The organism is Micromonospora coxensis, from assembly GCF_900090295.1.
GTDB classification, from domain to species: domain Bacteria; phylum Actinomycetota; class Actinomycetes; order Mycobacteriales; family Micromonosporaceae; genus Micromonospora; species Micromonospora coxensis.
Genome location: NZ_LT607753.1, coordinates 2,620,971 through 2,647,966, shown reverse-complemented (window position 1 = coordinate 2,647,966; position 26,996 = coordinate 2,620,971). Strand labels below are relative to the sequence as shown.

Genomic DNA, 26,996 nt, shown 5'->3' with positions numbered 1-26,996 from the left:
ATCGTGGACCTGTACGAGTACCAGGGGCGGGACCTGTTCGAGCGGCACGGCTTGCCCGTGCTCGCCGGCGGCGTCGCCACTACCCCGGAGGAGGCCCGCGCGATCGCCGAACGCCTCGGCGGTCGGGTGGTCGTCAAGGCGCAGGTGAAGGTCGGCGGCCGAGGCAAGGCCGGTGGCGTCAAGCTGGCCGAGGGCGCGGAGGAGACGGTGGCCCGCGCCACCGACATCCTCGGCATGGACATCAAGGGTCACACCGTCCACAAGGTCATGATCACCGTGACCGCGGACGTGGCCGAGGAGTACTACTTCTCGTACCTGCTCGACCGGGCGAACCGCACCTTCCTCTGCATCGCCAGCGTCGCCGGCGGTATGGACATCGAGCAGGTCGCCGCCGAGACCCCGGACAAGGTCGTCAAGGCCCCGATCGACGCCGTCGAGGGCGTCGACGAGGCCAAGGCCCGGGAGATCGTCGAGGCCGCCAACTTCCCGGCCGAGGTCGCCGACCAGGTCGTCGACATCGCGGTGGGTCTGTGGAAGGCGTTCGTCGCCGAGGACGCCACGCTGGTCGAGGTGAACCCGCTGGCCAAGACGGGCGAGGGCAAGCTGCTGCTGCTCGACGCCAAGATCAGCCTCGACGAGAACGCCGGCTTCCGGCACCCGGACCACGAGGCCCTGGTCGACCAGGCCACCGTGGACCCGCTGGAGCAGGCCGCCAAGGAGAAGGACCTCAACTACGTCAAGCTCGACGGCGAGGTCGGCATCATCGGCAACGGCGCGGGCCTGGTCATGTCGACGCTCGACGTGGTCGCGTACGCGGGCGAGCGGCACGGCGGCGTCAAGCCGGCCAACTTCCTCGACATCGGCGGCGGCGCGAGCGCCGAGGTGATGGCGAACGGCCTGGAGATCGTGCTCTCCGACCCGTCGGTGAAGAGCGTCTTCGTCAACGTCTTCGGCGGCATCACCGCCTGCGACGCCGTCGCCAACGGCATCGTCCAGGCGCTGGCCCTGCTGGAGCAGCGTGGCGAGAAGGCCACCAAGCCGCTGGTCGTCCGCCTCGACGGCAACAACGCCGAGGCCGGTCGGGCGATCCTCGACGGCGCGAACAACCCGCTGATCCAGCGGGTCGACACCATGGACGGCGCGGCCGAGAAGGCCGCCGAGCTGGCGGCGGCGGGGGTCTGATCATGGCTATCTGGCTGACCAAGGAGTCGAAGGTCATCGTCCAGGGGATGACCGGTTCCGAGGGCATGAAGCACACCCGGCGGATGCTCGCCGCGGGCACCAACGTCGTCGGTGGCGTCAACCCGCGCAAGGCGGGCACGACCGTCGACTTCGACGGCGCCGAGCTGCCCGTCTTCGCCTCCGTCGCGGACGCGATGAAGGAGACCGGGGCCGACGTCACCGTCATCTTCGTGCCGCCGCAGTTCACCAAGGGCGCGGTGGTCGAGGCGATCGACGCCGAGATCCCGCTGGCCGTGGTGATCACCGAGGGCGTCCCGGTGCACGACACCGCCGCCTTCTGGGCGTACAACGTGAGCAAGGGCGCCAAGACCCGGATCATCGGCCCGAACTGCCCCGGCATCGCCTCGCCGGGCGCGTCCAACGCCGGCATCATCCCGGCCGACATCACCGGCACCGGCCGGATCGGCCTGGTCAGCAAGAGCGGCACGCTGACCTACCAGATGATGTACGAGCTGCGGGACATCGGCTTCTCGACCTGCGTGGGCATCGGCGGTGACCCGATCATCGGGACCACCCACATCGACGCCCTCGCCGCGTTCGAGGCCGACCCGGAGACCGACGCCATCGTGATGATCGGTGAGATCGGCGGCGACGCCGAGGAGCGGGCCGCCGAGTTCATCAAGGCCAACGTCACCAAGCCGGTGGTCGGCTACATCGCCGGCTTCACCGCGCCCCCCGGCAAGACCATGGGGCACGCCGGCGCGATCATCTCCGGCTCGGCGGGCACCGCCGAGGCGAAGAAGGAGGCGCTGGAGGCCGTCGGCGTCAAGGTCGGCAAGACCCCGACCGAGACCGCCAAGCTGATGCGGGAGATCATGTCCGGCCGCTGAGCGGCCGGATGAGGCACGGTCGGCCGCTGAACTGCCGTTAGGGATACCGCCGGCCGCTGAGCGGCCGGATCAGGCACCGCCCCGACCGCCGAGCGGCCGGAGGACACGCAGTCGGCCGCCGAGCGGGCGGGTGGAACATCGAGGGGGTCGACCGGCGACGGTCGGCCCCCTCAGTTGTCGTTCCAGAGCGGGTACGTCCCGCTGGCCCGCCAGATCGCGGTGCCGATGATGTTGAGCACGCCGAAGGCGATGGCCAGGTAGCCGAGCAGCGGCGACTGGCCGTACCGCTTCGCGTCCCGGATCGACAGGTAGCCGAAGATGATGCCCAGGATGCCGCAGCAGATCAGCCCGAGGACGATGCCGAGGACGCCCCACAGGGTGGTGCGGTCCTTCCCGGCCGCGGGTGGCGGCGGGGGCGGCGGGTACGGAGCGGTCACGGCTGCCTCCCAGCGCTCGGTGCCGCGACGTCGGTCGCGTCCTGCGCCGAGGCTAAACCGGATCGAGGCCCGGGGACCGGCGGATCGGGGAACTCGCCGCCACCGGGCGGCCCCGCCGGGCAGCCGTCGCCCGCGCGGCGTGCCAGAGTAGACCCGATGTCCTCGGTCACCCCTGATCAGCCCCGCCGTCCCGCCGGCGTCCGCGCCGACGCCCGTCCGCCCGGCCGGCCGGCGTCGGGTTCCCGGGTGCCCGCTCCCCGCCGGTCCGAGTCGTCGCGGAGTCGGGCGCCGCTCGCCGTCGCCGCCGTGTTCGCCGCCGGCTGGGCGGCGCTCACGTCGTACCTGCCGGTCGCCCTGGTGCTGGGGTTGGCCCAGCTCAGCGAGGACGCCGCCTCCGTCACCGGCGCGCTGCGCGTCGGGCTGGCCGGCTGGCTGCTCGGCCACGGCGTGCCGCTGCGCACCGAGGCCGGCCCGCTCGGTCTCGTCCCGCTGGCGCTCTCGGCGCTGGTGCTCTGGCGGTTGACCCGGGCGGGGGTGCACACCAGCCGGGCCATGGGCGCGCGCGGGGGACGCTCGCCCCGGCAGGCGCTCACCGCCGCGGGCGCGGTCGGCATCGGGTACGCGCTGCTCGGCGTCCTCGCCGCGGTGCTGGTCGGCACGGGTGGGCTGAGCGTCTCCCCGGTCCGCGCCGGGCTCACGTACGCCGTCTTCGGCACGTTGGCCGCGCTGGTCGGGTCGGTACGCACCACCGGTGTCGCCGGTCTGCTGGCCGAGCGCGCGCCGGCGGTGCTGCGCGACGGTGTGCGTACCGGGCTGGTGGCCGGGCTGCTGCTGTTCGGGGCGGGCGCCGGGGCGGCCGGGCTGGCGGTGGCGACCGGCGGGGGCGACGCCGCCGACATGATCGGGGCGTACCGCACCGGGGTGGCCGGGCAGGCCGGGATCACCCTGGTCAGCCTCGCCTACGCGCCCAACGCCACGGTCTGGTCGACCGCCTACCTCCTCGGTCCCGGGTTCGCCGTCGGCACCGGCACGGCGATCCGCACCAGCGAGGTGACGGTGGGCGCGCTGCCGGCCGTACCCCTGCTCGCCGGCCTGCCCAGCGGCCCGGTCGACGGGCTCGGCGCGGCCCTGCTCGCGGTGCCGGTACTGGCCGGGATGGCCGCCGGCTGGCTGCTCTCGCGCCGGCTGCTGCGCCCGGCGGCCGACGACCGGGCCGAGCCCGGCTGGCCGGCGCTGCTCGGGCCGGCGGCGCTCGCCGGGCCGGTGGTCGGTCTGCTCGCCGGCCTCGCCGCCGCGGCCTCCGGCGGTCCGCTCGGTGGTGGCCGGTTGGCCGAGATCGGGCCGGTGCCCTGGCAGGTGGGGCTGGTGGCCACCGCGGTGGTGGCGGTCGGCGCGCTGCTCGGGGCGGCGGCCGGCAAGGTCCTGGCCCGCCCGGCGTCACGCCCCTGACCCGGTCCGCGCCCGGCCGGGTCCGGCCTGCGGACCTGATCTTCGCGGTGCCGGCCTGCCTCCCGGCAGGGGTCTGGGCCGGGCCCGTCCTGCGTCCGGACGGCGGAAGGGGCGCCCCGGTGGACCGGGACGCCCCTTCGCTGTCGCGTCGTCAGGGCTGCGTCGGCAGGGCGACGTTGGCCACGACGTTGAGGACGATCAGCAGGAGGCCCAGCCCGATGGCGACCGCACCGCAGATCAGGCCGGCCTTGGCCTGCCCGCCGTTGCTGGCCAGCCCCTGGTCGGCCTTCTGCTTGCCCAGCCATCCGGTGACCACGGCGGCGATGCCCAGCGGGATGCCCACGAAGAAGCAGCAGAGCATCGGGATCGCGGCGATGCCGAGGATCATCGACACCAGGCCCAGCGTGTTCTGCTGACCCCCCGCCTGCGGGTACCCGGCGTTCGGGTAGGTCGGCGCGCCGTAGGGCTGCTGCTGCGCGTACGGGTCCTGGTACGGCTGGCCGTAGGGCTGCCCGGAGGTCGGCGCGTACGGGTCCCCCGACACCGGCTGGCCGTACGGCTGGCCCGAGGTGGGCTGCTGCCCGTACGGGGCCTGCGGTGCGGCGTACGGGTCGTGGGGCTGCTGCCCGTACGGCGCCTGCGGCGGCTGGGCGTACGGGTCCGGCTGCTGCCCGTACGGCTGGCCCTGGCCGGGCTGGCCGTACGGGTCGTGCGAGGGCTGCTGGCCGTACGGGTCCTGACCGGGGTGTCCGGGCTGCATGTCGCGATGCTCCTCAGTCGGTGATCGTCAGTAGCTGCTCGTGTCGGCGGTGCCGCCCACCATGCCGGCCAGGCCACCGGCGAGGCAGCACACCAGGACGATGGCGAGCCAGACACAACCGATGATGATGGCCCACTTGGACCACTTCTTCGACTCGGCGGCGGCCGCCTGCGCGCCCGCGTAGTCGCCCTGCTGCAGCAGCGGGTTGACCTTCGAGGCGTTGATGATGGCGGGGATGGCCAGCGGCCAGAAGAAGAAGATGGCGACGATGGACATCGTCATGTTGTTGTTGATCGGCTCGGGCTGGGCGGGGTTCGGGTAACCGGGCTGCATGGTCTACGTGCTCCTCGTTCGTCGGCACGGTGACCGTGCCTGATCATTTCTGAAGGGTGCGGTGACGGCGTGCGCCGGTCACCGGGCGACGGGCAGCGTATCGCGAACGTGCGACCCGCGTGATCACCCGAATCGCCGCTGCCCGATCGCTGGGCGTTCCGACCTGCCCGATAGGGTGGCCCGGTGACCGAGCCTGCGTCCGTCGCCCGCCTCGTCGTCCTCGTCTCCGGATCCGGCAGCAACCTCCAGGCGTTGCTGGACGCGACCGCCGACCCCGGGTACGGGGCGAAGGTGGTCGCCGTCGGCGCCGACCGGGACGGGATCGCCGGTCTGGACCGGGCCGCCGCCGCCGGGGTGCCTACCTTCGTCGACCGGGTGAAGGACCATCCCACCCGCGAGGACTGGGACAAGGCGTTGACCGCGCACGTCGCGGAGCACCGGCCCGACCTGGTCATCTCGGCGGGGTTCCTGAAGCTGGTCGGGCCGCACTTCCTCGCCGCGTTCGGCGACCGCTACCTGAACACGCACAACACCCTGCTGCCGGCGTTCCCCGGCATCCACGGTCCCCGCGACGCGCTCGCCTACGGCGTCAAGCTCACCGGGGCCACCCTCTTCTTCGTCGACGCCGGGATGGACACCGGGCCGATCGTCGCGCAGGTCGCCGTGCCGGTGCGTGACGACGACGACGAGGAGACGCTCACCGAGCGCATCAAGGAAGCCGAGCGCCGCCAGCTCGTCGAGCAGGTAGGGCGCCTGGTCCGTGAAGGTTGGACGATCACCGGAAGGAAGGTCACCGTTCCGTGAGCGAGCGTCAGCGAGCGAACCGTCGGTACAGCGTGGTGGTGCCTCATGCCGGCGCCGAGCGAAGCGAGGGGGCGGCATGAGCAGCACTGAGGACGCACGTCGCCCGATCCGGCGCGCGCTGGTCAGCGTCTACGACAAGAGCGGCCTGGTCGACCTGGCCCGGGCGCTGCACGAGGCGGGGGTGGAGATCGTCTCGACCGGCAGCACCGCGTCGACGATCTCCGGCGCGGGCGTGCCGGTGACCCCGGTGGAGCAGGTGACCGGCTTCCCGGAGATCCTCGACGGCCGGGTCAAGACCCTGCACCCGAAGATCCACGGTGGTCTCCTCGCCGACCTGCGCAAGGACTCGCACGCCGCCCAGCTCGACGAGCACGGCATCGCCGGCATCGACCTGCTGGTCTCCAACCTCTACCCGTTCCAGGCCACCGTCGCCTCCGGCGCGAGCCGGGACGAGTGCGTCGAGCAGATCGACATCGGTGGGCCGGCCATGGTGCGGGCCGCCGCCAAGAACCACGACTCGGTCGCGGTGGTGACCGACCCGGCGGCGTACCCGGCGCTGCTGGCCGCCCTCGCCGAGGGCGGTTTCACCCTGGCCCAGCGCCGGGCGCTGGCCGCCCGCGCCTTCGCCGACATCGCCGACTACGACGTGGCCGTCGCCGAGTGGTTCGCCACCACCCTCGCGCCGGCCGGGGACGGCTGGCCGGAGTTCGCCGGGCTCGCCCTGCGCCGTCAGGCGGTGCTGCGCTACGGCGAGAACCCGCACCAGGGCGCCGCGGTGTACGCCGACCCGTCCAGCCCGCCCGGCCTGGCCCAGGCCGAGCAGCTGCACGGCAAGGAGATGTCCTACAACAACTACGTCGACGCGGACGCCGCCTGGCGGGCCGCGAACGACTTCCCCGACGAGCCGGCGGTGGCGATCATCAAGCACGCCAACCCGTGCGGCATCGCGGTCGGCGCGGACGTCGCCGAGGCGCACCGCAAGGCCCACGACTGCGACCCGGTGTCGGCGTTCGGCGGCGTCATCGCGGTGAACCGGCCGGTCTCCGTCGAGATGGCCCGGCAGGTCGCGGAGATCTTCACCGAGGTCGTGGTGGCGCCCGGCTACGACGACGGCGCGGTGGAGATCCTCCAGGGCAAGAAGAACATCCGGCTGCTGCGCGCCCCGGCCTTCGCCCCGCTGCCGGCCGAGTGGCGGCAGGTCACCGGCGGCGTGCTGGTGCAGGCGCGCGACGCGATCGACGCCGCCGGCGACGACCCGGCCAACTGGCGGCTCGCCACCGGCGAGGCGGCCGACGAGGCGACCCTGCGCGACCTCGTCCTGGCCTGGCGCGCGGTGCGCGCGGTGAAGAGCAACGCCATCCTGCTCGCCAAGGACGGCGCCTCCGTCGGCGTCGGCATGGGCCAGGTCAACCGGGTCGACTCGGCGCAGCTCGCGGTGAGCCGGGCCGGTGCCGAGCGGGCCCGGGGCTCGGTCTGCGCCTCCGACGCGTTCTTCCCGTTCGCAGACGGTCCGAAGATCCTTATCGAGGCCGGCGTCAAGGCGATCGTGCAGCCCGGCGGGTCGATCCGCGACGAGGAGGTCGTCGCGGCCTGCAAGGAGGCCGGCGTCACGATGTACCTGACCGGCACCCGCCACTTCTTCCACTGACCACCAACGGCGAGGCCGCCGTTCCCCGACCGGGGACGGCGGCCTCGCCGTTTCCGCCCTCCGCGCCGGGCCGGTTGAGTCGTGCGGTCGCTACCGACCTGATGGCACAGCCGGTCGGGCGGCGATCCACCAACGCCATCACGTCGGTGGCGCACGACCCGTACCCCGAGCTGTCACCTCAGCGGTGCCGGATCCCGCCGGCCGAGCCGGTGGAGGCCGGGGCCGACGCGACAGGTTCGCGTGCGCCGGTCCGGTCGCAGCCCGCCGCACCGCACGCGGGCCGTCCGCCGCCGGCCGAGGGCCGGCGAGCCGGGGTCAGGTGGTCGGTGGGCGCAGTTCGGCGAAGTGGCAGGCGGAGGGGTGCGGGTCGGCGGCACGGGGGACGGCGTGCGGCTCCTCCCGGGCGCAGACCTCCTGCGCCTTCCAGCAGCGGGTGCGGAAGTGGCAGCCGGACGGCGGGTCGGCGGGGCTCGGCACGTCGCCGGTGAGTCGGATCATGGTCCGCGCGTCGCGGGCGTCCGGGTCGGGCACCGGCACCGCCGACAGCAGCGCCTGGGTGTACGGGTGGGTGGCCCGCTCGTAGATCTCCTCCTCGGTGCCGATCTCCACGATCTTGCCGAGGTACATCACCGCGACCCGGTCCGAGATGTGGCGGACCACCGACAGGTCGTGCGCGATGAAGATGTACGAGAGCCCGAACTCGTCCTGGAGCTGCTCCAGCAGGTTGATCACCTGGGCCTGGATGGAGACGTCCAGCGCCGAGACCGGTTCGTCGCAGACGATCACCTCGGGGCGCAGGGCCAGTGCCCGGGCGATGCCGATGCGCTGCCGCTGGCCGCCGGAGAACTGGTGCGGGTACCGGTTGACGTGCTCCGGGTTGAGCCCGACCACGTCCAGCAGCTCCTGCACCCGCCCGCGCTTGCTGCCCTTCGGGGCGGCCTCCGGGTGGATGTCGAACGGCTCGCCGATGATGTCGCCGACCGTCATCCGCGGGTTGAGCGACGTGTACGGGTCCTGCATCACCATCTGCATGTTGCGCCGCAGCCGGCGCAGTTCCGCCCCGGACGCGGAGAACAGGTCCCGCCCCTCCAGGGTGGCCCGGCCGGAGGTCGGCGTCTCCAGCCGCATGAGCAGCCGGGCGAGGGTGGACTTGCCGCAGCCGGACTCGCCGACCACGCCGAGCGTCTCGCCCCGGCGCAGCTCGAAGCTCACCCCGTCGACGGCCTTCACCGCGCCGGTCTGCCGCTGGAACAGCACGCCCCGGGTGATCGGGAAGTGCTTGACCACGTCCTCGACGGCGAGGACCGTCTCGCCCCGGACCTTGGCCGGGCTAGCGGGCGCTGTCATCACGGACCTCCTGCGCGAAGTGGCACGCGCTGGTCCGGCCGTCGCCGAGGACCAGGTCGTGCGGCACCACGTCCACGCAGACCTGCTGCGCGTACGGGCACCGGGGGTGGAACGGGCAGCCGGAGGGGATGCGCATCAGGTTCGGCGGCAGCCCCTTGATCGTGGACAGCGCCTGGCCGCGCACGTCCAGCCGCGGGATCGACTCCAGCAGGCCCTTCGTGTACGGGTGGGCCGGCGTCCGGTACAGCGAGCGGACGTCGGCGTGCTCGACGATCCGGCCGGCGTACATGACGGCGATCCGGTCCGCGACGCCGGCCACCACGCCGAGGTCGTGGGTGATCAGGATCAGTGCCATGTCCAGGTCCCGGCGCAGGTCGGCGAGGAGGTCCATGATCTGGGCCTGCACGGTCACGTCCAGCGCGGTGGTCGGCTCGTCGGCGATCAGGACCTTCGGGTTCATGGCGAGCGCCATCGCGATCATGACGCGCTGCCGCATGCCGCCGGAGAACTGGTGCGGGTAGTCGCCGATCCGCCCGGCCGCGCCCGGGATCTTCACCAGGTCCATCAGCTCGATCACCCGCCGGCGGGCGTCGGCCTTGCTCATCCCCTCGCGCCGGCGCAGCGTCTCGCCGATCTGCCAGCCCACCGGGAACACCGGGTTGAGCGCCGAGAGGGCGTCCTGGAAGATCATCGCGATCTCCCGGCCGCGTACCTGCCGGCGCTGCTCCTCGGGCTGGGTCAGCAGGTCCCGGCCCTGGTAGAGGATCTGGCCGGAGCGGATCACCGCCGGGGGCGTGTCGAGGATGCCCATGATCGCCTGGGCGGTGACCGACTTGCCGGAGCCGGACTCGCCCAGCACGGCCAGGGTCTCCCCGGGGTCCAGGTGGTACGACACCCCGTTGATCACCTTGGCGACACCCTCGCCGGTGCGGAACTCGATGTGCAGGTCGCGCACGTCGAGCAGGTGGCCGCCGGGCGGGGTCGGGGAGGCCGGGGTCGGGTGGACGGCGGACCGGGTCACAGAGTTCGCCTTTCGCTCGCGACTGCGGGGCTCGCTTCGCTCACTCCTCGCGCTCGCACGGGTCTCACCGCAGCTTCGGGTCGAAGGCGTCGCGGATCGCGTCGCCGAGCATGATGAAGGCGAGCACGGTCAGTGCCAGGAAGGCGGAGGGCACGACCAGCGGCGTCGCCGACTCCCGCATGTGCACCCGGCCGGCGTCGATGTCGATGCCCCAGGAGATGGTCGGGGCCTTGAGACCGATGCCGAGGAAGCTCAGCGTCGCCTCGGCGGCGATGAACGAGCCGAGCGCGATGGTGAGCACCACGATCGCCGGGGCGAGCGCGTTCGGCAGGATGTGCCGCCACATGATCCGGCCGTTGCCGGCGCCGAGCATCCGGGCCGCGGCGACGTAGTCCTGCTCCTTGGCGGTGATCACCGAGGAGCGGACCACCCGGGCCGCGGTGGTCCAGCCCAGCACCGCCAGCACGAAGATCACCGCGCCGATCCGGACCGCCGAGCTGTCGCTGGCGACCCGCTTGAGCAGGACGATCGCGGCGAGCAGCAGCGGGATGCCGAGCACGATGTCGATGACGCGGGAGAGCACCGCGTCCACCCAGCGGCCGAAGTAGCCGGACACCATCCCGACGACCAGCGCGATCAGGCCGGTGAGCAGCGCGGAGAGGGCGCCGACCAGCAGCGAGGCGCGGGCGCCGTACACCGCCCGGGCGTACGTGTCGCAGCCCTGGAAGTCGTACCCGAAGATGGCCCCGCCGGACGGCCCGGCGTGCTGCCGGGACAGCACGCAGTCGCGCGGGTCGTTCGCGGTGAAGAGCGAGGGCGCGGCGGCCATCGCGGCGACCAGCACGACCAGGGCGAGGCTGATCCAGAAGATCGGCTTGCGGCGCAGGTCGCGCCAGGCGTCGCCGGCCAGGCTGCGGGGCTTCTGCGGCACGCCGACCTGGTTGGGCGCGCCGGGCTCGCCCGACACCCCCCGCCGCGCGGCCTGGTTCTCGGAGGCCGCCACGGTTTCGAAGTCACTCACGCCGGCACCTCGCTGCGCTCACTCATAGCGGATCCTCGGGTCGAGTACGGCGTACAGCACGTCCACCACCAGGTTGGAGACGAGGTAGACCACGACCAGCACGCTGACGATGCCCACCACCAGCGGGCCGTCCTCGGTGCGGATGCCGCGGAAGAGGTTGAAGCCCACGCCGGGGATGTTGAAGACGCCCTCGGTGATGATCGCGCCGCTCATCAGGTTGCCCAGTTCGACGCCGAGGAAGGTGATCACCGGGATGAGCGAGTTGCGCAGCACGTGCACGCCGACGATCCGCCGCTTGACCAGCCCCTTGGATCGGGCGGTACGGACGTAGTCGGCGCGCAGGTTCTCCGCCACCGAGGTACGGGTCAGCCGCAGCGCGGTGGCCAGCGAGAGCGAGCCGAGCACGATGCCGGGCAGCAGCAGCGCGTACAGGTCGGGGTCGGCGCCGGCGGTGGGCGGGAAGAGCTGCCACCTGACGCCGAGGAAGTACTGGGCGAGCGGGGCCAGCACGATGGTCGGGATGCCGAGGACCAGCAGGGTGAGCACCAGCGTGGAGTTGTCGAACAGCCCGGCGCGCCGGATACCGGCGATCACGCCCGCGGTGACGCCGAAGACGACGGCCACGACCATCGCGATGAGCGCCAGCTTCACGGTGACCGGCCAGGCCGTGGCGAGGATGTCGCCGATCTGGCGGCCGGTGAGGGACTGCCCGAGGTCGCCGCGGAGCAGGTTGGAGATGTAGTCGAAGTAGCGGTAGAAGAAGCCGCCGACCCCGGTCGCGTCGAGGTGGTACTTCTCGGTCAGGTATGCCCGCTGGGCGGCGGTGACCGGTCGTTCCCCGGCCAGCGCCTGGATGGGATCGCCCTGGCCGGCGAACATCAGCGCGTAGACGATCAGCGTGGTCCCGAAGAAGGCGAGGACCATCTGGAGCAGTCGCCGCAGAATGAAGCGGAACATACTGTGCAGTCTCTCTGAAAAAGGGCGAAGCGCGTGGCGGGTCGGGCCACCTCGCGGTGACCCGACCCGTCCGACGTCGTTACTTGACGGCTTCGATCTTCAGCAGGTCGATGCGGTCGAAGAGGTCCATCTCGACGTTCTTGACCTTGGTCGAGTGGCCGAAGTTGTTCTGGCCGTACCGCAGCGGGATCACCGGCAGGTCCTCGGCCAGGAGGTCCTCCGCCGCCTGGTACTTCTTGATCGCCTCGTCCTCGGTCGCCGCAGCGGCGCCCTCGGCCAGCAGCCGGTCGAACTCCGGGTTGCGGTAGCCGTAGTAGTTCGAGGAGCCGTTGCTGCTGTACAGCGGGCCGAGGTAGTTCTCCATGGACGGGTAGTCCATGACCCAGCCCATCCGGAACAGGCCGACCGAGTCCTTGGCCTTCAGCTTGGTCAGCAGGTCCGCGAACTTCGGCTCGGCGTTGCCGACGCACTCCACGCCCAGGTTGGCCTTGAGCTGGTTGCAGGTCGCGTCGATCCAGTCCTTGTGGCCGCCGTCGCCGTTGTAGGACAGCTCGATCTTCTTCGGGCCGCCCGCGGCCTCGTACATCGCCTTGGCCTTGGCCGGGTCGAACTCACCGGCGGCGCCGATGGTGTTCTCCCGGTAGCCCGCCACGACCGGCGAGACGAACGACCGGGCCGGCTGCTGCGAGTCCTTGAAGATCGACTTGGTGATCTCGTCACGGTCGATCGCCATCGAGATCGCCTTGCGGACCTCGGGGTTGCTGAATTCCTTCTGGAACGTCGGGAACGCCAGCACCTGCAGCGACGAGGCGGGGCTCTGCCGGAACCGGTCGCCGAGGTCGGTGGCGGCGGTCGACAGGTTCTCGGTCGGGATCGTCTTGATCACGTCGAGGTTGTCCGAGAGCACGTCCGCGTACGCGGCGGTCGGCTGCTGGTAGATCCGGAACTCGACGCCGCCCACCTTCGGCTTCTCGCCGGGGAAGGCGTCGTACTTCTCGACCTCGACCTTGGCGTCGTGCTGCCAGGTGCCCTTCATCCGGAACGGGCCCTGCCCGATCGGCGCCTGCTCGTAGCCCTCGGCGAGCACGCCCGGGGCGGAGAAGGCCGCCTTCGGCAGCGGGTAGAAGGCCGTGTAGCCGAGCATCGTCTTGAACTCGCTGTACGGCTCGGCGAGCGTCACGGTGAAGGTCAGGTCGTCGACCTTCTTCAGGCCGGAGAGCGTCTTCGCCGCCGGCTTCTCGCCCTGGAGGTCGTCGTACCCGGCGATCTTCTCGAAGAAGTAGCTGGAGTTCTGGCCGTTCGGGGCGTACGCGCCGTAGTTCCAGGCGTCCAGGTAGCTGTCGGCGGTGACCTTCTCGCCGTTGTGGAAGGTGTAGCCGTCCTTGAGCTTGACCGTCCAGACCTTGTTGTCGGACGACGTCACCGACTCGGCCGCCACCTCGTACGGCTTGTTGGCCTCGTCGTAGTCGACCAGCGGGCTGAACAGGGCGCTGAGCACCTGCGAACCGCTGGTCTCGTTGGTGTTGGTGGGCACCAGGTGCTGCGGCTCGGCGATCTCGATCCGCACGGCCGCGTTGGGGTCGCTCTCGCCGGATCCGCTGCCGCCGCCCGAGCCGCAGGCCGTCAGGCCCAGGGTCACCGCGAGCGGGAGAGCGGTCCAGGCAGCCAGCCTACGAACACGCATGAAGTCTCCTCATCTCCTCACGCTGCGCAGTCGGGCCCGGCGCTGGGTGACGCTGCGCAACGATCGGTAACGGTAGGTCGCGCGGGCGGCCGTCGACAACGACAGGGTTGCGATGGGATAACGGATCGCCCACGGCGGTCTTGTCGAACGGCACCGGACCTGATAGAGGCGTGATCGGAAGGTGCAGGTCAGAGGCGGTGAATTGTGGTCCGTTCGGGTTGGCTCTGGGCTGCCTCGGACCCGCGTGGGCGGTTGTCGGCCACCGCTCCGGTCTGGCGGTCCCGCGCTGCCGCCGTCCGTCCCGGAGTGTGGCGTGGCCCACTGTGAATCACTGTCAGTGACGATCGGCACGTAACGGATAGTCACGGTGGGCTGTCGCCGGTGCGGCGGTCGTCCGACATGAGACGATCAGGGCGTGACGGCGACCATCCTGGACGGCAAGGCGACCGCGGCGGAGATCAAGGACGAGCTGCGCACGCGGGTGAAGGCACTGGCGGAGCGCGGCATCACCCCCGGCCTGGGCACCGTCCTGGTCGGCGCGGACCCGGGCTCCCAGGCGTACGTCAACGGCAAGCACCGCGACTGCGCGGAGGTCGGGATCGCCTCCATCCGCCGGGAGCTGCCGGCCGACGCTACCCAGGAGCAGGTGGACGAGGTCCTCGCCGAGCTGAACGCCGACCCGGCCTGCCACGGCTACATCGTCCAACTCCCGCTCCCGGGCCACCTGGACACCCAGCGCGCGCTGGAGATGATCGACCCGGACAAGGACGCCGACGGTCTGCACCCGGTGAACCTCGGCCGCCTCGTCCTCGGCTACGACGGTCCGCTGCCCTGCACCCCGCGCGGCATCGTCGAGCTGCTCCGCCGGTACGACGTGGCGCTGCGCGGGGCCAAGGTGGCCGTGGTCGGGCGCGGCAACACCGTCGGCCGGCCGCTCGGCCTGCTGCTCACCCGGCGCAGCGAGAACGCCACCGTCACCCTCTGCCACACCGGCACCCTCGACCTCGCCTCGCACACCCGCGCCGCCGACATCGTGATCGTCGCGGCGGGCGTGCCCGGGCTGCTCACCGCCGACATGGTCACGCCCGGCGCGACCGTGGTGGACGTCGGCATCACCCGGGTCATCGGGGCCGACGGCAAGGGCCGCTACACCGGCGACGTGGACCCGGAGGTCGCCGAGGTGGCCGGCGGTCTGGTCCCGATGCCCGGCGGGGTCGGGCCGATGACCCGCGCGATGCTGCTGACCAACGTGGTCGAGCGGGCCGAGCGCGGGTGAGCGCCGCCCGGTCGCCCGGAAACGGTCGGTGGTGACGTTCGCCCCATCCGGCGGTTGCCCGCCGCCCCTGGCCGGTTCGATGCCAGGATGGCTGATACGGTCCGGAAAACCGACTGGTATCAGGGAGTGGGACGACCATGGGTAAGAAGGTCACTGTCGTCGGGGCCGGCTTCTACGGCTCCACCACCGCACAGCGCCTGGCCGAGTACGACGTCTTCGACACCGTCGTGATCACCGACATCGTGGAGGGCAAGCCGGCGGGTCTCGCGCTGGACCTCAACCAGTCGCGCCCGATCGAGGGCTTCGAGACCAAGGTCGTCGGCGTCACCACCGGCCCGAACGGCGAGGGCTACGAGGCCATCGAGGGCTCCGACGTCGTCGTCATCACCGCCGGTCTGCCCCGCAAGCCGGGCATGAGTCGGATGGACCTGCTGGAGACGAACGCCAAGATCGTCCGCCAGGTCTCCGAGAACGTGGCCAAGTACGCCCCGAACGCCGTGGTCATCGTGGTCTCCAACCCGCTGGACGAGATGACCGCGCTGGCCCAGCTCGCCACCCAGTTCCCGAAGAACCGGGTGCTCGGCCAGGCCGGCATGCTCGACACCGCCCGGTTCACCAACTTCGTCGCCGAGGCCCTCCAGGTGCCGGTGAAGTCGGTCCGGACGCTGACCCTCGGCTCGCACGGCGACACCATGGTCCCGGTCCCGTCGAAGAGCACCGTCAACGGCAAGCCGCTGCGCGACGCGATGCCGGCCGAGCAGATCGAGGAGCTGGTCGTCAAGACCCGCAACGGTGGCGCGGAGGTCGTCGCGCTGCTCAAGACCGGCTCGGCGTACTACGCCCCGTCGGCCGCCGCCGCCCGGATGGCCAAGGCCGTCGCGGAGGACTCCGGCGAGGTCATGCCGGTCTGCGCCTGGGTCGACGGCGAGTACGGCATCAACGGCGTCTACCTGGGCGTCGAGGCCGAGATCGGCGCCGAGGGCGTCAAGAAGGTCGTCGAGACCGACCTGGACGCCGACGAGCTGGCCAGCCTCAAGGAGGCCGCCGAGGCCGTCCGCGCCAAGCAGGCCGACGTCGCCAACATGTGATCCACCAGCACCACCCGGAAGGGGGCACGCCGACACGTCGGCGTGCCCCCTTCCGCATCCCACCCGCCCCTCTCCCCCTACCCCGGGGAGGGGGAGGCGCGGGTGGGGAGGGGGAGGAAGGGGATGGACAGGTGGGGGGTGGCGAGGTGGGTGGGGGTGGGGGAGGCGGCGAGCGTGTGGAGGAGGGTGGTGCGGGAGGTGCGGGCCGTGGACGGGTCCTGCTCGTGGGCGTACGCCAGGTCGGGGGCGACCAACTGCACCATGTGCACCAGCAGGTCGCCGGTGAGCAGCAGGCGCTCGTCACCGCTGTCCACCAGCACGGACTGGTGGCCGGGGGTGTGTCCGGGCGTGCTCAGCACCCGTACCCCGGGGGTGAGGTCGGTGTCGCCGTCGACCACCCGGAGCCGGCCGGCGGCGCGCAACGGCGCGACCAGGCCGGCCGGCAGCCCCGGGTTGATCGACTCCATCGCGTCCAGCTCCGCCCGCTGCACCAGGTAGTCGGCGTTCGGGAACCACGGCCGGCCCGGGGTGCCGGTCACCGCCCAGCCGATGTGGTCGCTGTGCAGGTGGGTGAGGACCACGGTGCGCACGTCGCCCGGCTCGATGCCGGCTGCGGCGAGTTCGTCCGGCAGCCGTCCCGGCACCGGCGCCCAACTCGCCGCCGGGGAGTCGGCCGGGCCGATGCCCGCGTCGACCAGGGTGACCGGCCCGTCCCCGACGCGCAGCGCGAAACTGCGGAACGGCAGCCACCACCGCCCGTCGTCGGTGACCGCCCCGGGGTCACGGCGGTCCGCCTCGCGCCAGTGCGCGTCGGTGGCCTCCGGGAACGCCGCGCTGCGGGGCTCGAAGAACGCCCCCTCGCCGTCGGTGAGGGCGGTGACCGTGATAGACCCGAAGGTGCGGCTCAATGGCATCGGCCGATGATGCCAGTGATCTCCCGCGCCGGCCCCCGGTTATCCCACCTGCCGAGGCCGGCTGGGGGGTGCCGGCCCGTTTCCAGTACGCTCGTACTGCTTGAGCACGTGTCCCCCGAGAGGAGCGCCGGCCGATGGCGAAGATCAAGGTAAGCAACCCGGTCGTGGAGCTCGACGGCGACGAGATGACCCGGATCATCTGGAAGCAGATCCGGGAGCAGCTGATCCTGCCCTACCTCGACGTCGACCTGCACTACTACGACCTGTCGATCCAGTACCGCGACGAGACCGACGACCAGGTCACCGTTGACGCCGCCAACGCCATCAAGCAGCACGGCGTGGGCGTCAAGTGCGCCACCATCACCCCGGACGAGGCCCGGGTCGAGGAGTTCGGCCTGAAGAAGATGTGGCGGTCGCCGAACGGCACCATCCGCAACATCCTCGGCGGCGTCGTCTTCCGTGAGCCGATCATCATGTCCAACGTGCCGCGGCTGGTCCCCGGCTGGACCAAGCCGATCATCATCGGCCGGCACGCCCACGGTGACCAGTACAAGGCCACCGACTTCGTCGTCCCCGGCCCGGGCACGGTGACCATCACCTACCAGCCGGCCGACGGCGGCGCCCCGATGGAGATGGAGGTCGCCAACTTCCCCGGCGGCGGCGTCGCCATGGGCATGTACAACTTCGACGACTCGATCCGGGACTTCGCCCGGGCCTCCATGCGCTACGGCCTGGACCGCGGCTACCCGGTCTACCTGTCGACCAAGAACACCATCCTCAAGGCGTACGACGGCCGCTTCAAGGACATCTTCGCCGAGGTGTTCGAGAACGAGTTCAAGTCGGAGTTCGAGGCCGCCGGCATCACCTACGAGCACCGGCTCATCGACGACATGGTCGCCGCCGCGCTCAAGTGGGAGGGTGGCTTCGTCTGGGCCTGCAAGAACTACGACGGTGACGTGCAGTCCGACACCGTCGCGCAGGGCTTCGGCTCGCTGGGCCTGATGACCTCCGTGCTGATGACCCCGGACGGCCGTACGGTCGAGGCCGAGGCGGCGCACGGCACCGTCACCCGGCACTACCGGCAGTACCAGAAGGGCGAGAAGACCTCGACCAACCCGATCGCCTCGATCTACGCCTGGACCCGGGGCCTGGCCCACCGGGGCAAGCTGGACGGCACCCCGGCGGTCACCGAGTTCGCCAACACCCTGGAGCAGGTCATCATCGACACCGTCGAGGGCGGCCAGATGACCAAGGACCTCGCGCTGCTCATCTCGCGCGACGCCCCGTGGCTGACCACCGACGAGTTCATGAACGCGCTCGACGAGAACCTGGCCCGCAAGCTCGGCGCCTGATTCCCGCCCGCGTCACCGACCGAGCCCGCCGGCCCCGTGCCGGCGGGCTCCGTCGTACCCGGGGCCGGGCCGTGGGGCCTCAATGTGGTGGCCCGGGCGCGCGGATGCCGCGACGTCCCGGATCGCGCACGAGCTTCGGACGCGTCACCCCCGCGGCGGGCCGCGTCACCGGGGGGAGGGTCAGGTCGTTGGACGGGGTGGACGTGATGCCAGTCGCGTCCAGGAAGGTTGACCGCGGTCGTCTCGCGGCACGAGTGCCGATCAGCCAACCTTCCCGGCTGTCGTGCACAGCCAGCCGTCCCTTCCCTGCGGGGGGCCCTGTCCCGGGCCCCCCGCGCCCTGTCTCCCGGTGCGGCCGGCCGGCGGCGGTCAGACGGCGCGCAGCAGCTCCGCCGCCCGCTCGGGCGCGATGTCGTTGATGAAGACGCCCATGCCCGACTCCGAGCCGGCCAGGTACTTCAGCTTGTCCCTGGCCCGCCGGGTGCTGAACAGCTGCAGGTGCAGGTGCCCCAGCTCCCGGTCGACGTGGACCGGCGCCTGGTGCCAGGCGGCGATGTACGGCATGGGCAGGTCGAAGAGCCCGTCGAAGCGACGCAGCACGTCCAGGTAGAGCGGGCCGAAGGCGTCCCGCTCGGCGTCGTCGAGCGCGGGGATGTCCGGCACCGGCCGGTGCGGCGCCACGTGCACCTCGAACGGCCAGCGGGCGGCCGCCGGGACGTACGCCGTCCAGTGCTCGTTGGCCGCGACGACCCGGTCCCCGGCGGCCCGCTCGGCGGCGAGCACGTCGGCGTAGAGGTTGCCACCGCCGGTGCGCTCGGCGTGCCGCCGGGCGGCGACCAGCAGCGACCGGGTGCGCGGGGTGAGGAAGGGGTACGCGTAGATCTGCCCGTGCGGGTGGTGCAGGGTCACGCCGATCTCCACGCCCCGGTTCTCGAAGCAGAACACCTGCTCCACCCCGGGCAGCTCGCTCAGCGCCAGCGTCCGGTCGGCCAGCGCGTCCAGCACGGTGCGGACCCGGCGCGGCGGCAGCGCGGCGAAGGAGGCGTGGTGGTCGTCGGTGAAGCAGACCACCTCGCAGCGGCCCCGACCCGGCCGGACCGGGGTGAACGGGGTGATCTCCGCCGGCTCCTCGGCGACCCGCTGGCTCAGCGACGGGAAGCGGTTCTCGAAGACCGCCACGTCGTAGTCGGGGGCGGGGATCTCGCTGAGCCGGTCACCCCGGGAGGGGCAGAGCGGGCACTGGTCGGCCGGCGGCAGGAAGGTCCGGGTCTGCCGGTGCACGGCGACCGCCACCCACTCGTCGGTCAGCGGGTCGTACCGGAGCTGGGAGGCCGGCGGGGGTGGCGGCAGCTCGCGCCGGTCGGGCTGGTCGCGGAGCGCGTCGTCCCGCTCGTCGAAGTAGATCAGCTCGCGGCCGTCCGCCAGCTCGATCACCGTACGCTTCACTGCGCTCCCTCCGTGCCCGCCACGATCACCAGCTCGCCCACGTGCTCGTCGAGTACCCGGTGTGCCGTGGGCGTCAACCGGTCGTCGGTGACCAGCACGTCCGCGGCGTCCAGGCCGACGATCGAGGAGATCCCGACGGTCTCCCACTTGGTGTGGTCGGCCAGCACCACCAGCCGGTCGGCGGCGGCCACCAGGGCCCGGTCGGTCTCCGCCTCCATCAGGTTCGGGGTGGTGAAGCCGGCCCGTTCGCTGATCCCGTGCACCCCGAGGAAGAGCAGGTCCAGGTGGAGCGAGCGGATCGCGTCCACGGCCAGCGGGCCGACCAGCGCGTCGGACGGGGTGCGGACACCGCCGGTGAGCACCACGGTCTGGTCGGGGCGGCCCCCGGAGTGCAGGATCTCGGCCACCGGCAGCGAGTTGGTCACCACGGTCAGGCCGGGCACGTCGACCAGCCGTCGGGCCAGCTCGGCGGTGGTGGTGCCGGCGGAGAGGGCGATCGCCGCCCCGGGCCGGACCAGCTCCGCGGCCCGGGTGGCGATGGCGGCCTTCTCGGCGAGCTGCCGCACCGACTTGGCGTGGAAGCCGGGCTCGTCGGTGGAGCTGGGGCCGGCGACGGTGGCCCCGCCGTGCACCTTCGCGAGCACACCCTGCTCGTGCAGGACGTCCAGGTCGCGCCGGATGGTCATGTCGGAGACGCCGAACTCGACGGCCAGTTCGCTGACGCGTACGCCGCCCGTCGCACGGACCCGGTCGAGGATGGCCGCCTGTCGCTGCCGCGCCAGCATCCGCCGCACCTCCGGTTCTCGCGTACTCCCACGCGCTCGAACGTGTTCCAACAAGACCGAACACTAGCGCGCAGCCGTCAGCGGCGGAAGGCGAACCCCCGGAAGAATCAGGTGGACTGGAGGCGGGGCTCCACCCAGCCGGTCTCGGTGAGCAGGTGCATCACCGACTGCACCGCCTCCTCGACGTCGAGGCCGGTGGTGTCGATCATCAGGTCGGCGTCGGTCGGCTCCTCGTACGGGTCGTCGATGCCGGTCATCCCGGTGAGCAGGCCGGCGCGGGCGCGGGCGTACAGGCCCTTGCGGTCGCGCTGCTCGCAGACCTCCAGCGGGGTGGCCACGTGCACCAGCACGAAACCCGCCCCGGCGGCCAGCGCCATCTCCCGGGCGGTCTGACGCGCCTGCGCGTACGGGGCGATCGGGCAGCAGATGCCGACGCCCCGGTGCCGGGCGATCTCGGCGGCCACCCAGCCGATCCGGCGCACGTTGGCGTCCCGGTCGGCCTTGCTGAAGCCCAGCCCGGCCGAGAGTTCCCGGCGCACCACGTCCCCGTCGAGCAGGGTCACCGTCCGGTCGCCCTGCTCGCGCAGCAGGTCCGCCAGGCCCCGCGCGATCGTCGACTTGCCCGAGCCGGAGAGCCCGGTGAGGAAGACCACCAGGCCCCGGTGCCGGCGCGGCGGCCGGGCCCGGCTCAGCTCCTTGGCCACCGCCGGCGGGGTGTGCCACTCGGGCAGCGGGAAGCCCCGGTCCAGCAGGTCCTCGATCTCCTCCTGGCTCAGCGCCAGGCGTCGGTTGCGTGGCGGGATGTCCTCCCGCCAGCGCCACTGCCCGTCCCGGTTGTCGTAGGCCAGCTCGCGGGGGACCAGCACCCGCAGCCCGGCGCCGGAGAGCATCTCGCCGGTGGAGAGCAGGTGGGTCACCCCGTACGCGGCGGAGATCCGGGCCCGCAGCAGGGCGTCGCTGATCTCGTCCCGGCGGCGCGGCACCGGCACCGCGACCAGGGTCGCCGGGGGCATCCGGTCCCGGGCGGCGAAGACCGCACGGACCAGCGCCTCCGACGGCAGGCCGCCGTGGCCGTCCTCGGCCACCGGGATCATCACCAGCAGGTGCGCGCCCAGGGTACGGGCGGCGTGCGCGATCTGGGCCAGCTGGGGGCGGTGCAGCGGACGGTCGGCGATCACCCCGAGCACCCGGCCCGGGGGCAGCAGCGCGCGGACCTCCTCCGGCGTACGGCGCAGCCGCTGGAACGGGCCGTGCCCACCGTCGCCGAGCCGGCGGACCGGGCCGCCCACCCCGGCCACGCCCTCGCGGGCCGTCCACACGTCGACGACCTCCAGCGCGGCCACCGGCGCGCCCTCGCCGTCGGTGAGCACCAGCGTGCGACGACCCGGGTCGGCCGGGTCCAACCCGGCGGCCAGCGCCGCCGGCACCTGCAGGGTCACCGGCACCGGCCACGGGGTGCCGTCGGCGAGCCGGCCCCGGCGCTGCGCCGAGACCAGGTCGGCGCGGGTCATGAAGCCGGTCAGCGGGGCGTACGCGCCGGTCAGCAACAACTCCAGATCGGCCAGCTCACCCGGGCGCGGCGTGTACGCCGGCGCGTCCCGAAGCACCTCGTCGGGCAGCACCCACCCGTTGCTCATCCGTACCCCTCACTCGCTGACCGGCACACAGTTTCGCAGCCGACCGGCGATCGGTCGAGAGCGCCACTCCACTCCCGCGCGCCGAGGGTGGACGCCGGTCAGCCCGCCGGAGCCAGCGGAGCGGCGCCGAACGAGACCGAGAACCGCTTGCACCAGATCGAGACGCTGGTCAGGCGGGTCAGGTCGGTGCCGGCGGGGATGGCGTACGCCTGGTCGCCCCGGTTGCCCTTCAACCGGCCCAGCTCGACCCACCGGCCGTCGTCGAAGACGCCCCACCCGGCGCGGCCGGTGCGCACCGGCTGGTCGCTCAGCCAGACCCGCAGATCGGGTCCGTTGGAGGTGTCGAGCCCGACCAGCTCCAGCCGGTGGCTGCCGTCGGTGGACCGCACGATCCGGGCGGTGCCCGACGTGTCGTGCTCGTGGGTGACGAACTCGCCCCGACTGACCAGCGTCGGCCCGGCCGGCGGCGCCGGGGTGGCCGGGCCCGCGCCCCCCGTGGACGCGGGCCCGGCCGACGGCGTGCCCACCGCCACGTCGGAGAGCCGTTCGTCGACCCGGGTGTCGGTGACCGCCTTCCAGGGCTGGAACCAGTACAGGCCGACCGCCACCCCGACGGCGAGGACGGCGACGGCGACCCGGGCCAGGGGGGTGCGCAGCAGACGGGCGAGCATGCCGTCCAGTCTGGCCGGACGTCGTCACCCGGGCACCCGTCGGCGGCCTTACGAAAGGCTTACCGGCGGATCGCGGCCAGCTGATCCACAGGTGGTTCACACGTCGTTTCCGGCCCGTCCACCTTTGCTTCCCGGTGACCCGTCCACCACGAGGAAGCAGTCGACCGCAGGCGCCTACGGTTCCGTCCTCGGACCCCACGCCCCGATCCGCCCGCCGTGCCGGGTCACCCAGAAGCGCCGCATCGCGGTGCCGTACCGGACGGCCCGGCAACTCTGCGACGAGCGGACGACGATCCCGCCCGAGGAGTCCCAGCGGGGCTTCGTCGAGGAGGTGCGGGAACTCGTCGACGGCCTCGACCTGCGTCCGGTGGCGATGACCGGCTACCAGCGTGAGGCGTTCGTCGGCGAGGAGGCCGACCTCGGGCTCCGGGTCACCCTCGACCACCGGGTACGCGGCCGGGACCGCGACTTCCACCTCGGCGCGGACGCCGAGAACCGCCTGATCGTCCCGGCCTCGATGTCGATCGTCGAGGTGGACTCCGACGTCGCGCGGCTGCGTACCCTCATCGCCCAGCGCACCGAGAGCCCGGCCGGCGACGAGATGATCACCCGGAGCTGAACCCCCGGGGGGATGCGGCCCGCCGGCCCGCGTCCCCCGGACGGGTATCAGGGGCGCACCCGGGCGATTCCCGATACCTCCCGGGGCCACGGCTTCCTACGCTGGCGGTCGTGACACTGATCGCGACCGAGTCGCTGAGCAAGACGTACGGGGGCCGGGTCACCGCGCTGGCCGACCTGACCGTCGCGGTCGAGCCGGGCATCATCGGGCTGGTCGGCGCCAACGGCGCCGGGAAGTCCACCCTGATCAAGATCCTGCTGGGGCTGCTCGCCCCGACCAGCGGGCGGGTCTCCGTGCTCGGCCTCGACCCCACCACCGACCCGGCCGCCGTGCGCGCCCGGGTCGGCTACATGCCGGAGCACGACGCGCTCCCGCCCGACCTCACCGCCGCCGAGCTGGTCACCCACCTCGGCCGGATCAGCGGCCTGCCCCGCACGGCGGCCCGGGAGCGGGCCTCCGAGGCGCTGCGCCACGTCGGACTGCACGAGGAGCGGCACCGCGCCGTCGGCGGCTACTCCACCGGCATGAAGCAGCGGGTGAAGCTCGCCCAGGCCCTGGTGCACGACCCGGACCTGCTGCTGCTCGACGAGCCCACCAACGGCCTCGACCCCGCCGGCCGGGACGACATGCTGGCCCTGGTGCACCGGATCGGCACCGAGTTCGGCATCTCCGTGCTGGTCTGCTCGCACCTGCTGGGCGAGGTCGAGCGGATCTGCGACACCCTGGTCGCCATCGACGGCGGCCGGCTGCTGCGCGCCGGCCCGATCGCCGCGATGACCTCCGCGACCGACGTGCTCGCCGTCGAGGTCAGCGAGGGTACGGAGCTGCTGGCCAGCCGGCTCGCGGCGCTCGACCTGCCGGTGGAGACCGACGGCCGGCTGCTGCTCGTCCCGCTCGCCGACGAGGCCACCTACGACCTGATCCTCGGCGCGGTCGCCGAGCTGGACCTGCCGCTGCACCGGCTCGACCAGCGGCGGCACCGGGTGGCCGAGCTGTTCACCCCGAGGGAGCCCAGCCATGCCTGAGCCGACCGGCGTCATCCACGACATCGGCTACCAGCGCTACACGGGCCCCCGGCTGGGCCGCCGGCACGTGTTCGGCGCGCTCTACCTGCACGGCCTGCGCACCATCTTCGGCCTCGGCCGCAGCGCCAAGGCCAAGATCTTCCCCTGGCTGGTGGTCGGCATCGTCACCCTGGTGGCCGCCGGGGTCACCGCGGTACGCAGCCAGATCGGCCAGGTGGTGATGACGTACGCCCAGTTCGCCGACTCGATGAGCTGGCTGGTCATCTTCTTCGTCGCGGTCGCCGCCCCCGAACTGGTCTCCCGCGACCTGCGCAGCGGGGTGCTGCCGCTGTACTTCTCCCGGCCGCTGCCGCGCGGCGACTACGCCACGGCCAAGCTGCTGGCCCTGGTCACCGGGCTGTGGCTGCTGCTCGGCGGGCCGCAGCTGGTGATGTTCCTCGGCGCCGCGTTCACCACCGACGCCGGCCTGGGCGGGGTCCGCGACGAACTGCTCGACCTGCTGCCGGCGCTGCTCTACGCCGGCCTCTGGGCGGCGGTCTTCGCCTCGGTCGGGCTGCTGGTCGCCTCGCTCACCGGCAAGCGGGCGTTCGCCGCCGGCGGCATCGTGGCGGTCTTCCTGATGACCACCCCGATCGTCGGCACCCTGTCGATCATGCCGTCGGCCACGGTCAACGAGCTGGCCCTGCTCGCCTCACCGTCCACCCTGGTCCAGGGGGTGGGCCTGTTCCTCCTCGGTGACCTGCTGGCGCCGGCGGGCCAGGCCGAGCAGCTGATCGGCGGGTTCGGACCGGTCTACGTCCTCGGCGCGGCGCTGCTCGTGGCCGCCTGCGTCACCCTGCTGCTGCTGCGATACCGGAAGGTGGCCGCCCGATGACCACGATCAGCGCCGAGGCCGCCGCCCCGGCCGTCACCACCAGCACGCTGGACCTCACCGGCGTGTCCCGCTGGTACGGCAACGTGGTGGCCGTCAACGACGTCAGCATGCGGCTCGGCCCCGGGGTGACCGGCCTGCTCGGCCCCAACGGCGCCGGCAAGACGACCCTGCTGCACATGATGGCCGGCTTCCTCGCCCCGTCCCGGGGCGCGGTCACCCTGGACGGGGAGCCGACCTGGCGCAACCCGTCGGTGTACCGCCGGCTCGGGCTGGTCAGCGAACGGGAGGCGGTGCACACCTTCCTCACCGCGTACGAGTTCGTGCTGGCCGGCGCGAAGCTGCACCGGCTGCCCGACCCGGCCGCGGCGGCCCGTCGGGCGATCGCCCTGGTCGAGCTGGAGGGGGCGCAGGACCGGCGGATCGGCACGTACTCCAAGGGCATGCGGCAGCGGGCGCGGGTCGCCGCGGCGCTGGTGCACGACCCGCAGGTGCTCCTGCTCGACGAGCCGTTCAACGGGATGGACCCGCGCCAGCGGCTGCACATGATGACGCTGCTGCACTCGCTCGGCGACGCCGGCCGGACCATCCTGTTCAGCTCGCACATCCTGGAGGAGGTCGAGCAGGTCTCCGGCACGGTGCAGGTGATGGTCGCCGGCCGCCTCGCCGCCTCGGGGGACTTCCGCACCATCCGACGGCTGATGACCAACCGGCCGCACGTCTTCGCGGTCCGCTCCACCGACGACCGGGCGCTGGCCGTGGCACTGATGGCCGAGCCGTCGGTCAGCGGGGTCGAGCTGGACCGTACCGGGCTGACCGTGAAGGCCGGCGACTACGGCGCGTTCACCCGTGCGCTGCCGAAGGTCGCGCTGGCCCACGGCATCCGGGTCCGGCGGCTGCTGCCCGAGGACGAGTCCCTGGAGAGCGTCTTCTCCTACCTGCTGGAGGGCTGACCGGTGAGTGCGAGGAGTGGACGAGCGCAGCGAGTGCGCCCCGCAGTCGTGAACGAGAGAGGTTGAGCCGTGTCCACCGTTACCTGGATCACCGCACGCGGGCTGTTCGGCCGCCGCCGTTTCCTGATGCTGCTGCCGCTGCCCGCGGTGCTGGTGGCGCTCGCCCTGCTCTGCCGGTCGCTGGACGTCGCGCCGGCCGACTGGGGGCCACCGGTGCTGGTCGGCCTCGGCCTGGCCGTGGTGCTGCCGGTGGTGTCGCTGGTCGTCGGCACCGGCGTGCTGGGCGCCGAGATCGACGACGGGACGGTGGTGCACGTCCTCACCAAGCCGCTGCCCCGTTGGCAGATCGTGCTGCCGAAGCTGGCGGTGGCGACCGGGGTCAGCGCGGCCACCGTCGCCGTGCCGATCTTCGTCGCGGGCCTGCTCGCCGATTCGGTACGCCTCGGCGCGGCGCTCGCCGCCGCCTCGGCGCTGGGCGCGCTGGCGTACTCGGCGCTGTTCCTGGCGATGAGCCTGCTCACCCGGCGGCCGGTGCTGCTCGGGCTGGTCTACGTGCTGATCTGGGAGGGGCTGCTGGGCCGGTTCGTCAGCGGCACGAAGGTGCTGTCGATCCAGCAGTGGGTGATCGCGCTGGCCGACCGCAGCGCCCCGACCGACCTGCTCTCCACGACTGTCTCCGTCCCGGTGGCCGCCGTGCTGACCGGCCTGGTCGCGGTCGGCTTCACCGCCCTCTCCGTCGACCGCCTCCGCTCCTTCAGCATCGCCGGCGAAACCAGCTGACCCACCCCACCCCACCCCCTCGGGCCGCACCCTCGCGCCGCACCCC

Annotated in this window: 26 protein-coding genes; 13 read left to right on the top strand and 13 right to left on the bottom strand. The window is 72.5% G+C overall.

Annotation, left to right across the window (positions count from 1 at the left end; genetic code table 11):
- Positions 1-3 precede the first annotated feature (3 nt).
- A complete protein-coding gene (sucC, locus tag GA0070614_RS11845; RefSeq protein WP_088976007.1) occupies positions 4-1,182 on the top strand; it encodes an ADP-forming succinate--CoA ligase subunit beta in 1,179 nt (392 codons plus the stop codon).
- A 2-nt stretch (positions 1,183-1,184) separates the two neighbouring features.
- Positions 1,185-2,072, top strand: a complete 888-nt coding sequence (gene sucD / locus GA0070614_RS11840; protein WP_088976006.1) for a succinate--CoA ligase subunit alpha — start codon at positions 1,185-1,187, stop codon at positions 2,070-2,072.
- 170 nt (positions 2,073-2,242) lie between these two features.
- Here the strand turns inward: sucD and GA0070614_RS11835 are convergent, their stop codons facing one another.
- A complete protein-coding gene (locus GA0070614_RS11835) occupies positions 2,243-2,509 on the bottom strand; it encodes a hypothetical protein (protein ID WP_088976005.1) in 267 nt (88 codons plus the stop codon).
- Positions 2,510-2,665: 156 nt separating this feature from the next.
- Here GA0070614_RS11835 and GA0070614_RS11830 point away from each other — a divergent pair, with 156 nt between their 5' ends.
- Positions 2,666-3,958 carry a cell division protein PerM gene (locus tag GA0070614_RS11830; protein ID WP_088976004.1) on the top strand — a complete coding sequence of 431 codons (1,293 nt, stop codon included), beginning with the start codon at positions 2,666-2,668 and terminating at the stop codon, positions 3,956-3,958.
- A gap of 151 nt (positions 3,959-4,109) precedes the next feature.
- Here the strand turns inward: GA0070614_RS11830 and GA0070614_RS11825 are convergent, their stop codons facing one another.
- The gene (locus GA0070614_RS11825; protein WP_088976003.1) at positions 4,110-4,718 is read right to left on the bottom strand and encodes a DUF4190 domain-containing protein; all 609 of its coding nucleotides are present in this window, start codon (positions 4,716-4,718) and stop codon (positions 4,110-4,112) included.
- Between the two features lie 27 nt (positions 4,719-4,745).
- Positions 4,746-5,051, bottom strand: a complete 306-nt coding sequence (locus tag GA0070614_RS11820; protein WP_088976002.1) for a CD225/dispanin family protein — start codon at positions 5,049-5,051, stop codon at positions 4,746-4,748.
- A gap of 183 nt (positions 5,052-5,234) precedes the next feature.
- Here GA0070614_RS11820 and purN point away from each other — a divergent pair, with 183 nt between their 5' ends.
- Complete coding sequence (gene purN, locus GA0070614_RS11815) at positions 5,235-5,855, top strand: phosphoribosylglycinamide formyltransferase (RefSeq protein ID WP_088976001.1); 621 nt, start codon at positions 5,235-5,237, stop codon at positions 5,853-5,855.
- 76 nt (positions 5,856-5,931) lie between these two features.
- Positions 5,932-7,503, top strand: coding sequence for a bifunctional phosphoribosylaminoimidazolecarboxamide formyltransferase/IMP cyclohydrolase (purH, locus tag GA0070614_RS11810; protein WP_088976000.1), 1,572 nt, complete (start codon positions 5,932-5,934; stop codon positions 7,501-7,503).
- 315 nt (positions 7,504-7,818) lie between these two features.
- On the opposite strand, the gene GA0070614_RS11805 is transcribed toward purH, so the two are convergent.
- The 5 genes from GA0070614_RS11805 to GA0070614_RS11785 all read right to left on the bottom strand — a co-directional run bounded on the left by GA0070614_RS11805 (position 7,819) and on the right by GA0070614_RS11785 (position 13,533).
- A complete protein-coding gene (locus tag GA0070614_RS11805) occupies positions 7,819-8,850 on the bottom strand; it encodes an ABC transporter ATP-binding protein (protein WP_088975999.1) in 1,032 nt (343 codons plus the stop codon).
- Positions 8,834-9,871, bottom strand: a complete 1,038-nt coding sequence (locus GA0070614_RS11800; RefSeq protein ID WP_088975998.1) for an ABC transporter ATP-binding protein — start codon at positions 9,869-9,871, stop codon at positions 8,834-8,836. The genes GA0070614_RS11805 and GA0070614_RS11800 overlap by 17 nt, the downstream gene beginning before the upstream one ends.
- Positions 9,872-9,935: 64 nt before the next feature.
- Positions 9,936-10,892: an ABC transporter permease gene (locus GA0070614_RS11795; protein WP_088975997.1), complete on the bottom strand. Its 957-nt coding sequence runs from the start codon at positions 10,890-10,892 to the stop codon at positions 9,936-9,938.
- 18 nt (positions 10,893-10,910) lie between these two features.
- Positions 10,911-11,849 (bottom strand): ABC transporter permease, encoded by a 939-nt coding sequence (locus tag GA0070614_RS11790; RefSeq protein ID WP_088975996.1) that lies wholly within the window; start codon positions 11,847-11,849, stop codon positions 10,911-10,913.
- Between the two features lie 79 nt (positions 11,850-11,928).
- A complete protein-coding gene (locus GA0070614_RS11785) occupies positions 11,929-13,533 on the bottom strand; it encodes a peptide ABC transporter substrate-binding protein (protein WP_088975995.1) in 1,605 nt (534 codons plus the stop codon).
- Between the two features lie 415 nt (positions 13,534-13,948).
- Between GA0070614_RS11785 and GA0070614_RS11780 the strand changes: the two genes are divergently transcribed.
- Positions 13,949-14,809, top strand: coding sequence for a bifunctional methylenetetrahydrofolate dehydrogenase/methenyltetrahydrofolate cyclohydrolase (locus GA0070614_RS11780; protein WP_088975994.1), 861 nt, complete (start codon positions 13,949-13,951; stop codon positions 14,807-14,809).
- Between the two features lie 137 nt (positions 14,810-14,946).
- Positions 14,947-15,897 (top strand): malate dehydrogenase, encoded by a 951-nt coding sequence (gene mdh, locus GA0070614_RS11775; protein ID WP_088975993.1) that lies wholly within the window; start codon positions 14,947-14,949, stop codon positions 15,895-15,897.
- Between the two features lie 77 nt (positions 15,898-15,974).
- Here mdh and GA0070614_RS11770 read toward each other — a convergent pair whose 3' ends face one another.
- A complete protein-coding gene (locus GA0070614_RS11770; RefSeq protein WP_088975992.1) occupies positions 15,975-16,811 on the bottom strand; it encodes an MBL fold metallo-hydrolase in 837 nt (278 codons plus the stop codon).
- A 134-nt stretch (positions 16,812-16,945) separates the two neighbouring features.
- Here GA0070614_RS11770 and GA0070614_RS11765 point away from each other — a divergent pair, with 134 nt between their 5' ends.
- A complete protein-coding gene (locus tag GA0070614_RS11765; RefSeq protein ID WP_088975991.1) occupies positions 16,946-18,163 on the top strand; it encodes an NADP-dependent isocitrate dehydrogenase in 1,218 nt (405 codons plus the stop codon).
- 369 nt (positions 18,164-18,532) lie between these two features.
- Here the strand turns inward: GA0070614_RS11765 and galT are convergent, their stop codons facing one another.
- From galT to GA0070614_RS11745, 4 genes are all read right to left on the bottom strand, one after another.
- On the bottom strand, positions 18,533-19,609 hold the full coding sequence (gene galT, locus GA0070614_RS11760) for a galactose-1-phosphate uridylyltransferase (protein ID WP_088975990.1): 1,077 nt from the start codon (positions 19,607-19,609) through the stop codon (positions 18,533-18,535).
- Positions 19,606-20,394 carry a DeoR/GlpR family DNA-binding transcription regulator gene (locus tag GA0070614_RS11755; protein WP_088975989.1) on the bottom strand — a complete coding sequence of 263 codons (789 nt, stop codon included), beginning with the start codon at positions 20,392-20,394 and terminating at the stop codon, positions 19,606-19,608. Before GA0070614_RS11755 ends, galT begins: the two co-directional genes overlap by 4 nt.
- 107 nt (positions 20,395-20,501) lie before the next feature.
- Positions 20,502-22,031 carry an adenylyl-sulfate kinase gene (gene cysC / locus GA0070614_RS11750; RefSeq protein ID WP_088975988.1) on the bottom strand — a complete coding sequence of 510 codons (1,530 nt, stop codon included), beginning with the start codon at positions 22,029-22,031 and terminating at the stop codon, positions 20,502-20,504.
- Between the two features lie 98 nt (positions 22,032-22,129).
- Complete coding sequence (locus GA0070614_RS11745) at positions 22,130-22,702, bottom strand: DM13 domain-containing protein (RefSeq protein WP_088975987.1); 573 nt, start codon at positions 22,700-22,702, stop codon at positions 22,130-22,132.
- Here GA0070614_RS11745 and GA0070614_RS31530 point away from each other — a divergent pair.
- From GA0070614_RS31530 to GA0070614_RS11720, 5 genes are all read left to right on the top strand, one after another.
- Entirely contained in the window at positions 22,701-23,321 is a 621-nt protein-coding gene (locus GA0070614_RS31530) for a VTC domain-containing protein (protein WP_157744985.1), read from the top strand. The two genes, GA0070614_RS11745 and GA0070614_RS31530, sit on opposite strands and share 2 nt — an antisense overlap.
- A gap of 110 nt (positions 23,322-23,431) precedes the next feature.
- On the top strand, positions 23,432-24,346 hold the full coding sequence (locus GA0070614_RS11735; RefSeq protein ID WP_088975986.1) for an ABC transporter ATP-binding protein: 915 nt from the start codon (positions 23,432-23,434) through the stop codon (positions 24,344-24,346).
- Positions 24,339-25,220: an ABC transporter permease gene (locus GA0070614_RS11730; protein WP_088975985.1), complete on the top strand. Its 882-nt coding sequence runs from the start codon at positions 24,339-24,341 to the stop codon at positions 25,218-25,220. The genes GA0070614_RS11735 and GA0070614_RS11730 overlap by 8 nt, the downstream gene beginning before the upstream one ends.
- The gene (locus GA0070614_RS11725; RefSeq protein WP_088975984.1) at positions 25,217-26,170 is read left to right on the top strand and encodes an ABC transporter ATP-binding protein; all 954 of its coding nucleotides are present in this window, start codon (positions 25,217-25,219) and stop codon (positions 26,168-26,170) included. Before GA0070614_RS11730 ends, GA0070614_RS11725 begins: the two co-directional genes overlap by 4 nt.
- Before the next feature lie 69 nt (positions 26,171-26,239).
- Positions 26,240-26,950 (top strand): ABC transporter permease subunit, encoded by a 711-nt coding sequence (locus GA0070614_RS11720; RefSeq protein WP_088975983.1) that lies wholly within the window; start codon positions 26,240-26,242, stop codon positions 26,948-26,950.
- The last annotated feature ends 46 nt before the right edge of the window (positions 26,951-26,996 follow it).